Source organism: Pseudonocardia sp., assembly GCF_025965585.1.
GTDB lineage: Bacteria > Actinomycetota > Actinomycetes > Mycobacteriales > Pseudonocardiaceae > Pseudonocardia.
This window is the reverse complement of sequence record NZ_JAOPWR010000081.1, coordinates 1-11,392: the sequence shown is the minus strand read 5'-3', so window position 1 is coordinate 11,392 and position 11,392 is coordinate 1. Positions and strand designations below refer to the sequence as shown.

The following is an 11,392-nucleotide window of genomic DNA, read 5'->3' as shown; positions in this document are numbered from 1 at the left end:
CTCCACGTCGATACCGCGTCTGCCGGCCCGGCCGGTGAGCAGCGTGTACTCCCCCGGCGTCATGGGAACCCGGCCCTCGCCATTGAACTTCTCGAGACTCTCGAGCACGACGGTGCGCGCCGGCATGTTGATGCCGAGGGCGAGCGTCTCGGTGGCGAAGACCACGCGAACCAGCTTCTTCTGAAAGAGCTCTTCGACCACTTCTTTGAAGGCCGGCAACAACCCCGCGTGGTGGGCGGCGACACCGCGCTCGAGCCCTTCGAGCCATTCCCAATAGCCCAGCACCGCGAGGTCTTCGTCGAGCAGGGTTCGGCAGCGTTCATCTACGATGTAGCGAATCTCTTCGCGCTCTTCGGCCGTGGTGAGGCGCACACCGGCCCGCAGCACTTGCTTCACGGCCTGGTCGCAGCCGTTACGGCTGAAGATGAAGAAGATGGCGGGCAGCAGATTGTGTTCGTCGAGCAGATCGGTGATCTCCGCCCGATCCATGCGTGCGCTCTCGCTGAGCTGAGGGCGGTACCGCGACTTTCCGCTGCGCCCGCGGTTGTCGTTGCGATTGCGCGACATCGGTGCTCCCGCCGACCGCGCGATGCGCATCAGCTCGGGGTTCACCCGGCTCGTGGTCGCCTGACCCGTGCCGTCGAACAGGTCGAGCAGCTTGTGCCGCACGAGCATGTGCTGGTCGAGCGGAACGGGCCGCTCTTCAGAAACGATCACCTCGGTGTGGCCGCGCACGGCCTGCAACCAGTCGCCGAACTCCTCGGCGTTCGATACCGTGGCGCTGAGCGAGACCATGCGCACCGATTCGGGCAGGTGGATGATCACTTCCTCCCACACCGCGCCCCGAAACCGGTCGGCGAGGTAGTGCACCTCGTCCATCACGACGTAGCCGAGGTGCTCGAGGTGACGGCTGCCCGCATAGATCATGTTGCGGAGCACCTCGGTGGTCATCACCACCACCTGGGCATCACCGTTGATGGCGGTGTCGCCGGTCAGCAGCCCGACCGCGTCGGCGCCGTGGCGGGCGACGAGGTCGGAGTACTTCTGGTTCGACAGCGCCTTGATCGGCGTCGTGTAGAAGCACTTGAGGCCCTGGGCCAGCGCGAGGTGCACGGCGAACTCGCCCACCACGGTCTTGCCCGCGCCGGTCGGGGCGCACACGAGTACACCGTGCCCGTCCTCCAGTGCGGAACAGGCCGACTCCTGGAAGCCGTCGAGATCGAAGGGAAGACTCCCGGCGAACTCGGCGAGCTGGGGACGAGCGACGCGCCTCCTGGCGGCGGCGTAGGCCTCCGCGGGAGCCCTGGAACTGCTGGCCACACCTCCAGGTTTGCACACCTGGAGCCGGAGGACCCGCCGTGCCCTGTGGAACGGGTCACGGTGGGTCCGGCGATCAGGTCACGTCGTCGAGGCGGTTCGGCCGTTCGACCGGCTCAGGGGCCGGGATCGTGGAGGGCGCGATGACGCTCGGTGAGGTGTCGATGGCGCTCGGGGCCGTGTCCAGCGGCGACGGGCTGTCGGGGTCCCAGTCGTCCCAGCCCTCGTCCGCACGCTTCTTCGCCTTGTTGCGGTCGTTGATCCGCGAGATCTGGATCGCGAGCTCGAACAGCAGCGTCAGCGCGGCGGCCAGCGCCGTCATCGAGATGGGGTCCTGCCCCGGCGTCGCGATCGCGGCGAAGACGAACAGGCCGAAGATCAGGCCGCGGCGCCACGCCTTGAGCTTGTCGTAGCTGATGACGCCGACCAGGTTGAGCATCACCACGAGCAGCGGCAGCTCGAAGCTGACCCCGAAGATGAGCAGCAGCGCGATGACGAACGAGAAGTACGCGTCGCCGGACAGCGCCGTGGTCTGGACGTCGGAGCCGACCTGGAGCAGGAACGACAGGCCCTGGGACACGACGAAGAACGCCAGCACCGCACCGGCCACGAACAGCACGGCCGCGCAGGAGACGAACGTGAGCGCGTACTTGCGCTCCTTGGCGTACAGGCCCGGGGTGATGAACGCCCAGATCTGGTAGAGCCAGATCGGACAGGCCAGCACGATGCCGGCGGTGGCGCCGACCTTCAGGCGCAGGGCGAACTGGTCGAACGGCCCGGTGCCCAGCAGGTTGCAGCTGCCGTCGGCCGTGAACACCGCCCGGGACGACGCCGGGATCGAGCAGTAGGGCTGCTTGAGGATCTCGCCGAGGCTCGGCCAGCCGAACAGCGCCGTACCGAACCAGATGTAGCCGAAGATCGTGGTGATGACGATCGCGACGAGCGCGATCCCCAGGCGGTTGCGCAGCTCGTAGAGGTGCTCGACGAGCGACATCGTGCCGTCCGGGCTCTTCGGCCGTCTACCGCCCCGACGCAGGGAGAGTCTCGCCACGACCTGAGGTTACTGCGCTGGGCCGTTGGTGCCCTGCTGGGTGGCCGCAGAGGGCTGCTGGGGCGCGGGGTGCGCGGCGGGCAGCGGCGCGGGCTGCGGCGTGGCAGCGGGCGGGTCGGTGGGCGTGGCGGCGGCGCTCTCGTCCTTGCCGTCCTCCTTCAGCCCCTTCATCTCGCCCTTGAAGACGCGGGCGGACTGGCCGACGGACCGTGCCATGTCAGGAAGCCGCTTCGCTCCGAAGAGCAGCAACAGGACCCCGATGATGATCAGCCATTCCCAGCCACCAGGCATGATGCCTACCTCCTCGTCGATCGTGACGATCCCACCATACGGGGCACACGGTCACGAGGCGCCTGCGCGTCTCCCCCGTCGCACCTGCGCACCCTGTCGCAGGGCCGACGTGGCGGTGTCGACGTCCCGGCGCAACGAGTCCGCCTCCCGGGAGGCGAGCCCGGCGTGCCGGCGCACGACGAGCACCAGCACCACGAGCAGCACGACACCGATCACGACCAGGACCGCGGCAGGGAGATAGCCCATGCCGTGATCGTCTCAGACGGCAGGCCACCCGTTCGTCCGCATCGCCGTCCGGGCCGACGGGACCTCTCTCGCACACGGGCGGAGAGCAGGCCCCCTCAGGAAGCCGGACCGCCGTCGCCCACCGCGAGAGCCGCCCTCGCCCGGTGGGCGACGGCGTCGGCCAGCTCCGGCGGCTCCAGCACCCGGGCCTTCCCGCCCAGCCCCAGCACCATCCGCACCAGCCACGCGGGGTCGGAGTAACGCAGCAGCACCCGGGCGCGGTCGCCCTCGAGCTCCACCACCTCGTCCACGGGGTAGTACTCCGCCACCCACAGCGCGTCATGCTCCAGCAGCAGCACCGCCGAGCGGTGCTCCGGGGTCGGGCGGAACAGCCCCGCGGAGACGTCGGTGGGCTCGGCGTCCGACGGCGGGGCGGAGGGCTCGTCGAGCACCTCGACGTCCTCCACGCGGTCCAGCCGGAACAGCCGGACGCCCTCGGCCTTGCGGCACCACGCCTCGAGGTAGCCGCGGCCCTCGACGATGAGCAGCCGCATGGGGTCGATCGTGCGCTGCGAGACGGCGTCGCGGCCCGCCGTGTAGTACCGGATCCGCATCGCCCGACCGGCGGCGAGCGCCTCCCGCACGACGACCGTGGCGACCTCCTCCTCCACGGTGAGGTCCACGGCGACGGCGGAGCTACCCGCGTCGCCGACGGCCCGCTCGATCTTGACGGTGGCCCGGCGGACGGCTGCGGTGTCGACGACACCCGGAACGTCGGCGAGCGTGCGCAGCGCGACGAGCAGTGCGGTGGCCTCGGCGGTGGTCAGGCGCAGGGGGCGGCGCATGCCGGCGTCCTCGATGACGCTGACCGTGTCGCCGGCGAAGGAGATGTCGACGAGGTCGCCCGGGCCGTAGCCGGGCAGCCCGCACATCCACAGCAGCTCCAGGTCGCGGCGCAGCTGGCGCTCGGTGGTGCCGAAATCGGCCGCGGCCTCCGCGATGGGGATGCCGGGCCGGGCCAGGAGGTAGGGCACCAGCGAGAGCAGGCGCGGCAACCGGTCCGCGACGCCGCCCGTGCCGCTCACGTCGGCACCGGTGTCTCATGGGCCGCCGCGGCGCCTGCCCAGTTGGCGCGGACCTGCTCCACCAGCTCGGGGGGGCTGAGCGCCACCACGTCGGGGCCGTGCCCGGCCAGCCAGCGCGCCACCGCGTCGTTGCCACGCAGCTCGAGCTCCAGCTCGTCGCCGGGACGGCCGCCGTGGGTGCGGGGGCCGACCACCGTGCCGAGCCTCCGCAGGCCGTACCCACGACCGGCGGCCACCCAGACCCGGGCGGTGCCCACCACCGGCGGCGGGTCGACGTTGCGCCGCACCATGCCCATCAGGTCGACGCCCGGGGGAACCTTCACGGCGCCCTGGGGGCCGATCGCGCGGATCGGCTCGATGATGCGCGAGACGCGGAAGGACCGGGGCGCGTCGCGGTCGCGGTCGAAACCGACGAGGTACCAGCGTCCCCGCCAGGACACCACGCCCCATGGCTCGACGGTGCGGTGGGCGACCTCGCCTCCCGGCCCGCCGCGGCGGTGGTCGAACGTGACGGCCCGCCCGGCCTGCACGGCCGCCAGCAGCGGCGCGAACGCGGGCTCCCCGGCCCGGACGTGGGGCTGGACGCGGCCCTGGTCCTCGTCCACCTCGACGCCCGCCGCGCGGAGCTTCAGCAGCGCGCCCTGCGCCGGGGCCGCCAGCTCGGGCGAGTCCCACAGCCGGGCGGCCAGGGCCACGGCCGCGGCCTCGTCGGTGTCGAGGTCGATCTCGCCGAGCTCGTAGTCCTGGCGGGCGATGCGGTAGCCGTCGACGGTGTCGAAGCTCGACCGCCGCCCGGTCTCGAGTGGGACGCCCAGCTCGCGCAGCTCGGTCTTGTCGCGCTCGAACATCCGGAAGAAGGCCTCGTCACCGGGAGCGTCGGCGTACCCGGGCACGATGCCGCGGATGCGCTCGGCCGTGAGGAACTGCCGGGTGGACAGCAGGCAGAGCACGAGGTTCACCAGACGCTCGGCCCGTGCGGAGGACACGCCGGGCATCGTACGACCGGGGGGACCGGCCTCGTGGCCGACCGGCCGAAGCGCCCGGGCCGGGCCGTCTCACTCTGCGACACCCGACCCCCTTGACCTGTGACCCCGATCGCACGACGCTCCGACCATGGGCGCACCGTCGGGACCCGAGACCTTCAATCCGTGGACAGTCGTGAACCTGGTGTTCCACCACCTGGCCGATCAGGGGCTGCACCCCGTGCTCGGAGAGGCCGGTGACCCTGCGGGGCCGGCCGCCGAGCTGCTGCGCTCGTTCGGCATCGAGCCGGGACGCAACGACGAGACCGTGTCGTCCGCGTCCGTGCAGGATTCGCTGGCCGAGATCCGCGAGCGCATGCTGGGCACGCCCCCGTCCTGACTGTCGGAACGGCAGCACGGATCGTGACGCCGACGGGGGCTCCATCAGGTAGGAGCGCCCGCTCGGCGTGATCCACGGGATCGATGGGGCACGACCGTGCCCGCGGGGGCCGTCGCCCTCACTGGTGACGACACGCCGGTCCCATGGCCGTGACCGACTCCGGACCGGCCGGCGCCGTGCCGACCGGTCATGGCCACCGCCGGGCAGGGCCCTGTTCCAGCGCGCCGAGCGGCCCGGCCGACTACAGCGAGGCGATCAGCCGGTCCACCCGCTCGTCGACCGCCCGGAACGGGTCCTTGCACAGCACGGTGCGCTGGGCCTGGTCGTTGAGCTTGAGGTGCACCCAGTCGACCGTGAAGTCCCGCCCGGCGGCCTGGGCGGCGGCGATGAAGTCGCCGCGGAGCTTGGCCCGGGTGGTCTGCGGCGGGGTGTCCTTGGCCAGCTCGATCTCGCCGTCGTCGGTGACGCGGTCGACGAGGCCCTTGCGCTGCAGCAGGTCGAACAGGCCCCGGCCACGGCGGATGTCGTGGTAGGCGAGGTCGAGCTGCGCGATGCGCGGGTTGGCGAGGTCCATGTCGTCACGGGCGCGGTAGCGCTCGATGAGCCGGTGCTTGATGGCCCAGTCGATGTCGCGGTCGATCAGCGACAGGTTCTGCGTCTCGACGGCGTCGAGCGTGCGACCCCAGAGCTCCAGCACGCGGTTGGTGGTGGGGTCCTCGCCGCCGCGGGCGGCGACGTGCTCCACGGCACGCGCGTAGTACTCGCGCTGGATGTCCAGGGCGCTGGCCTCACGCCCGCCCGCGAGGCGCACGGTGCGGCGACCGGTGAGGTCGTGGCTGATCTCGCGGATGGCGCGGATCGGGTTGTCGAGGGTGAAGTCCCGGAACTGGACGCCCGCCTCGATCATCTCCAGCACCAGGCTGGCCGACCCCACCTTCAGCAGAGTGGTGACCTCGGACATGTTGGAGTCGCCCACGATGACGTGCAGGCGGCGGTAGCGCTCGGCGTCGGCGTGCGGCTCGTCGCGGGTGTTGATGATGGGACGCGACCGGGTGGTGGCGCTGGAGACGCCCTCCCAGATGTGCTCGGCGCGCTGGGAGAGGCAGAAGACCGCGCCCCGCGGGGTCTGCAGCACCTTGCCCGCACCGCAGATCAGCTGGCGCGTGACGAGGAAGGGCAGCAGCACGTCGGCGATCCGGGAGAACTCGCCTGCCCGGGCGACCAGGTAGTTCTCGTGGCAGCCGTAGGAGTTGCCCGCCGAGTCGGTGTTGTTCTTGAACAGGTAGATGTCGCCGCCGATGCCCTCGTCGACCAGGCGGCGCTCGGCGTCGACCAGCAGGTCCTCGAGGATCCGCTCGCCCGCCTTGTCGTGTGCCACGAGCTGCGCGAGCGAGTCGCACTCGGCCGTGGCGTACTCCGGGTGGCTGCCGACGTCGAGGTAGAGCCGGGCGCCGTTGCGCAGGAAGACGTTCGACGACCGCCCCCACGAGACGACGCGGCGGAACAGGTAGCGCGCCACCTCGTCCGGGGAGAGGCGTCGCTGGCCGTGGAAGGTGCAGGTGACCCCGAACTCGGTCTCGACACCAAAGATCCGCCGCTGCATCACCCCAGCGTAAGCGGAAGGAAGCGCTTGTGGGGCGTCCGCAACGCATCGGGAGCGCGTGCGTCACGACACCGACCACATCCGGCTCACGCTTGTCCGGTTCGCGCACCGTAGGGTCCGAGCATGATCAGCTTGGTGCGGCGGGGCTTGGACAAGGTCAACGACGGCGACCGCGCGATCTCGCGCGCCGTGTCGGGCCTGCCCCCGACCGCCGGCGACGGCGCCATGAAAGCCCTCTCCACGGCGGCGAACCACAGCCTCATCTGGTTCACGGTCGCAGCGCTGCTGGCCGGCAGGCGCGGCGCCACCCGCAAGGCCGCCGCCCGCGGGCTGCTGTCGATCGGGCTCGCCAGCGCGGCCGCGAACGCCGGCCTCAAACCAGTGCTGCCGCGCCGCCGCCCGGCCGCGTCCGAGCTCCCGGCCTACCAGACGATCTCCCACCCGCCGACCTCGTCGTCGTTCCCGTCGGGGCACGCGGCGTCGGCGGCGGCGTTCGTCACGGCCGTCGCGATGGAGAGCCCGCGATCCGGGCTCGTGCTGGCGCCGCTGGCCGCGGGCGTCGCCTACTCGCGGGTGCACGTCGGCGTCCACTGGGCCTCGGACGTGCTCGCCGGCGCCGCGCTCGGCAGCGGCATCGCGTGGGCGACCAGGCGCTGGTGGCCCGTCCGGGAGCAGGACGAGGCCCGCGCACGGCCGCTCGACACCGTGCCCGAGCTGCCCGGGGGCGCCGGTCTGGTGATGGTCTCCAACCAGCGCTCCGGCGACGCGAACCACGATCCCGCCGACGAGCTGGAGGCCGCCCTCCCCCATGCCGTCGTCGTGCGCGCCGTCCCGGAGCGCGACCTCGACGAGCAGCTCGACGAGGCGGTCGAGGCCCATCGCGACACCGTCAGGGCAGTCGGCGTGGCCGGTGGCGACGGCACGGTGGCCGCGGCCGCCGCCGTGGCGGGCCGGCGCAGGCTGCCGCTCGTGGTGGTGCCCACCGGCACGCTCAACCACTTCGCCCGTGACGTCGGCGTCTACGACCTCCAGGAGGCGGTCGACGCGACGGGCGCGGGGCAGGCCGTGGCCGTCGACCTCGCGCTCGTGGACGTCCACCCCGGCCACGGCGCCGACCCGGCGAGCGACGACGTGGTGCGCCTGCGCTGCTTCCTCAACACCGCGAGCCTCGGCTCCTACCCCGACCTCGTCCGGCTCCGCGAGCAGTGGGAGCCGAGGTGGGGCAAGTGGCCGGCGTTCGCCGCCGCGCTGGTCGTCGTGCTGCACCGGGCGGAGGCCGTCGAGGTCAGGATCGAGGGTCGCTGGACGAAGGTGTGGTTCCTCTTCGTCGGCAACGGCCCGTACCACCCGCGCGGCATGGTGCCCGCGTGGCGGCCGACGCTCGACTCGGGGCTGCTCGACGTCCGGTGGCTGCGTGCCGACATCCGGTTCTCCCGGCTGCGCGCCGTCACCGCGCTCGTGTTCGGCGCGCTCGGCCACAGCCGCGTCTACGGTCAGCGCGAGGTGCCCGAGTTCGACGTCGAGCTCGCGGAGCCCGGCATGCTCGCCACCGACGGCGAGGTCGTGGAGACCGCCGGCCGCTACACCTTCCGCGTGGCGAAGGAGCCGATCCCGGTGTACCGCCGCGACGAGGATCGCTGGACCGGACGCGACCGGCCCTTCCAGCGCGTGTGATCAGGCAGCCGCTTGACGGGGCGGCCGCCGCTTGAGCCACTGCCACGCCGCGGGCCCGCGACCGCTGACGAGGAGCAGCAGCAGCGCCCAGAGCCCCTCGTTCCCGAAGAGGAAGGCTGCGGGGATGCAGACCACGAACCCGGCGAGGTTGCCCCAGAGCTCCCAGCCCGAGCGCCTCCACTCGCCGGGGTCGACCGGCGTGGTGGCCAGACGGTACTTCTGCACGTCGTGGCGCAGCCGGAGCAGCACCACCGACGCCAGGATGTTCACGGACGCGTAGATCGCGAACGCGAGCGGCGGGTGGGCGCCGTAGGTGGCGAGCAGGGCGCTGGGGAACGGCAGCCCTGCCACCAGGACCAGCAGCGGCAGCGTGTGCCGCAGCAGCCGGGGGTGCGTGGCCGTGACCGACCGCATCAGCCGGTGGTGGGAGAACCAGTAGTTCGCCACGACGTAGAAGCTGAGCAGGAAGGTGTAGATGCTCGGCAGTTCCTCGCCCAGCGCGTGCAGCAGAGCGCCGTTCGTCACCGTGCCGGGCAGCTCCGGCACCCGCAGGTCCAGGGCCAGCAGGGTCATCGCGATCGCGAACACCCCGTCGCAGAGGGCCAGCAGCCGTCCGAGCGAGTTGTCCGCCACCTCCGCGCCGCTCGTGCCCGCGTAGTCGCCCTCGGCGGTCTCCATGCAGCTCCTTCGGCCCATTTCGATCTGGTGCGCGACGATATCCCGGCCGGTTGGCCCGGATCGGTTGACACGGAGTGCGCGCGCTGGTTCGTTGCGGCGATGCGGGTCGTCGGACTGGACCACATCGTGCTCGTCACCCCCGATGCGGAGCGGCTGATCGCCTGGTACCGGGATGTCCTCGGCCTGGAGCCGGAGCGGCTGGAGCCGTGGCGGGCAGGCGACGTGCCGTTCGCGTCGCTACGGGTCAGCGCCGGCACGATCATCGACGTGCTGCCGGGCGAGCGTTCGGGCACCAACATGGAGCACGTGGCGCTCGTCGTCGACGCCGATCTCGACGCGCTCGCCGCCGAGCACGGTGTGGCCGGACCCAAGGACCTCTTCGGGGCGAGGGGCCAGGGCCGCGGCATCTACCTGCGCGATCCCGACGGCAACGGCGTCGAGCTGCGCAGCTACGCCTGAGCGAGCTCGCCCGCGAGCCCCACCGCGAGCCCGACGAGCAGGCCGGTGCTGCCGGCGAAGAAGTGCGACGCGCCGGGCAGCACCTCGACGTGCGTGTTCGCCCATCCGGCCACCTGCGCCACCACCTCCGACGGCGCGCGCACCTCGTCGCCCTCGGCCAGCGCCAGCAGCTTCGGGCGCGGGTCGGCCGCCACCACGTCGAGGTCGTGGGCGTAGCGCAGCGGCGGCGCGATGCCGAACCAGGCGGCGATGCGCTCCGGCGCCACCGACAGCGCCATGTCCCCGCCGAACGACCAGCCGGCCAGCACCAGCGGCACGGTCGGCTCCAGCCGCTCCCCCAGCGCCTCGACGGCGGCCAGGACGTCGAGCCGCTCGGCGTCGCCGCCCGTGTGGGTCCCGGCACTGCGCCCGACACCGCGGAAGTCGAACCGCAGGCACGCGATCCCGTGCCCGGCCAGGGCGTCGAACAGCGCCTGGACGACGAGGGTGCGCATCGAGCCGCCGAACTGCGGGTGCGGGTGACACACCACCATGCCCGCCCGCGGGGGTCCGTCCGGGAGGGCGAGCTCCGCGTCCAGCCGGACTCCGTCGGACGCCGTCAGCCACAGGGACTCGATCATGCGCCCGAGCCTACGGCGGGCACTATGTGCCCATGAGCGGACGCGTGCTGATCACCGGGGCCTCCGGGCGCATCGGGCTGGCCCTGCGCTCCCGGCTGGCACGGCCGGGACGGACCCTGCGGCTGCTGGACGTCGCGGCGCCGGAGCCCGGTGACGGCGTGGAGGTCCTCACGGGCACGGTCACCGACACCGCCCTCATGGACGCCGCCTGCGCGGGCGTCGACGCCGTCGTCCACCTGGGCGGCATCCCGAGCGAGGCGCCGTGGGAGGAGATCCTCGACGTCAACGTGCACGGCACCCGCACCGTCCTGGAGGCGGCGGCGCGGGCCGGCGTGCCGCGCGTCGTCCTCGCGTCGAGCAACCACGCCACGGGCATGACACCTGTGGAGCCGGATCTGCCCGCCGACGTCGCGCTGCGCCCGGACACCTACTACGGCGTGAGCAAGGTGGCCATGGAGGCGCTCGGCGCGCTGTACGCGGACCGCCGCGGCCTCGACGTCACCAGCCTGCGCATCGGCACCTGCGCCGAACGCCCGCGCCGGACCCGCGACCTCGCCACCTGGCTGTCGTTCGACGACTGCGCGCGGCTGGTGGAGGCCTGCCTGGCCCACACCGGCCCGCCCGCGCACCGCGTCGTGTGGGGCATGTCGGCCAACACGCGTGGCTTCGCCTCCCCCGCGGCGGGCGCCGCGATCGGCTACCGGCCGCAGGACGACGCCGAGGTCTTCGCGCCGGACGTGAGCGGGGACGACGAGCCGCTGGTGGGCGGCATGTTCACCCGGTTCCCCCTGGGCGAGCGCAGCTGACCCACGCGCGTTCCCTCCCGGCGCGCGCGAGGCGACGCACGCGTCGGACACGAGGCGACGCACGCGTCGTGACACGAAGCGACGCACGCGTCGTGACACGAAGCGACGCACGCGTCGGTGACACGATGCGCGCGTGGACCACGGCCCCGGACGTCAGGCGCCGTCGACCGCGCCCCCGCCGGCGGGGGCATCGTCGCCACCCACGGCCTCGGACGAGGGGG

Annotated in this window: 13 protein-coding genes; 4 read left to right on the top strand and 9 right to left on the bottom strand. The window is 72.5% G+C overall.

Annotated elements, in window-relative coordinates; all coding sequences use genetic code 11:
- The 6 genes from JWR81_RS05310 to JWR81_RS05285 form a co-directional block, all read right to left on the bottom strand.
- Positions 1 to 1,320, bottom strand: a 1,320-nt coding sequence (locus tag JWR81_RS05310; RefSeq protein WP_297647291.1) for a DEAD/DEAH box helicase, incomplete at its 3' end; no start/stop codon positions are given.
- A gap of 73 nt (positions 1,321 to 1,393) precedes the next feature.
- A complete protein-coding gene (gene tatC / locus JWR81_RS05305; protein ID WP_297647288.1) occupies positions 1,394 to 2,368 on the bottom strand; it encodes a twin-arginine translocase subunit TatC in 975 nt (324 codons plus the stop codon).
- Positions 2,369 to 2,377: 9 nt separating this feature from the next.
- Entirely contained in the window at positions 2,378 to 2,659 is a 282-nt protein-coding gene (tatA, locus tag JWR81_RS05300) for a Sec-independent protein translocase subunit TatA (protein ID WP_297647285.1), read from the bottom strand.
- 51 nt (positions 2,660 to 2,710) lie between these two features.
- A complete protein-coding gene (locus JWR81_RS05295) occupies positions 2,711 to 2,905 on the bottom strand; it encodes a hypothetical protein (RefSeq protein WP_297647283.1) in 195 nt (64 codons plus the stop codon).
- A 95-nt stretch (positions 2,906 to 3,000) separates the two neighbouring features.
- Complete coding sequence (locus JWR81_RS05290) at positions 3,001 to 3,969, bottom strand: YafY family protein (protein ID WP_297647280.1); 969 nt, start codon at positions 3,967 to 3,969, stop codon at positions 3,001 to 3,003.
- On the bottom strand, positions 3,966 to 4,955 hold the full coding sequence (locus tag JWR81_RS05285) for a YafY family protein (RefSeq protein WP_297647277.1): 990 nt from the start codon (positions 4,953 to 4,955) through the stop codon (positions 3,966 to 3,968). The genes JWR81_RS05290 and JWR81_RS05285 overlap by 4 nt, the downstream gene beginning before the upstream one ends.
- Before the next feature lie 127 nt (positions 4,956 to 5,082).
- Between JWR81_RS05285 and JWR81_RS05280 the strand changes: the two genes are divergently transcribed.
- Entirely contained in the window at positions 5,083 to 5,331 is a 249-nt protein-coding gene (locus JWR81_RS05280) for a hypothetical protein (protein ID WP_297647273.1), read from the top strand.
- A gap of 241 nt (positions 5,332 to 5,572) precedes the next feature.
- Here the strand turns inward: JWR81_RS05280 and pafA are convergent, their stop codons facing one another.
- On the bottom strand, positions 5,573 to 6,934 hold the full coding sequence (gene pafA, locus JWR81_RS05275) for a Pup--protein ligase (protein ID WP_297647270.1): 1,362 nt from the start codon (positions 6,932 to 6,934) through the stop codon (positions 5,573 to 5,575).
- A gap of 123 nt (positions 6,935 to 7,057) precedes the next feature.
- On the opposite strand from pafA, the gene JWR81_RS05270 reads away from it, so the two are divergent.
- Positions 7,058 to 8,608, top strand: coding sequence for a phosphatase PAP2 family protein (locus JWR81_RS05270; RefSeq protein ID WP_297647268.1), 1,551 nt, complete (start codon positions 7,058 to 7,060; stop codon positions 8,606 to 8,608).
- Here JWR81_RS05270 and JWR81_RS05265 read toward each other — a convergent pair whose 3' ends face one another.
- Entirely contained in the window at positions 8,609 to 9,286 is a 678-nt protein-coding gene (locus tag JWR81_RS05265; protein ID WP_297647264.1) for a TMEM175 family protein, read from the bottom strand.
- A gap of 99 nt (positions 9,287 to 9,385) precedes the next feature.
- On the opposite strand from JWR81_RS05265, the gene JWR81_RS05260 reads away from it, so the two are divergent.
- Positions 9,386 to 9,745: a VOC family protein gene (locus tag JWR81_RS05260; protein WP_297647262.1), complete on the top strand. Its 360-nt coding sequence runs from the start codon at positions 9,386 to 9,388 to the stop codon at positions 9,743 to 9,745.
- On the opposite strand, the gene JWR81_RS05255 is transcribed toward JWR81_RS05260, so the two are convergent.
- Positions 9,736 to 10,365 carry an alpha/beta fold hydrolase gene (locus JWR81_RS05255; RefSeq protein ID WP_297647260.1) on the bottom strand — a complete coding sequence of 210 codons (630 nt, stop codon included), beginning with the start codon at positions 10,363 to 10,365 and terminating at the stop codon, positions 9,736 to 9,738. The two genes, JWR81_RS05260 and JWR81_RS05255, sit on opposite strands and share 10 nt — an antisense overlap.
- A 32-nt stretch (positions 10,366 to 10,397) precedes the next feature.
- On the opposite strand from JWR81_RS05255, the gene JWR81_RS05250 reads away from it, so the two are divergent.
- Positions 10,398 to 11,171, top strand: coding sequence for an NAD(P)-dependent oxidoreductase (locus JWR81_RS05250; RefSeq protein ID WP_297647256.1), 774 nt, complete (start codon positions 10,398 to 10,400; stop codon positions 11,169 to 11,171).
- Positions 11,172 to 11,392 lie beyond the last annotated feature (221 nt).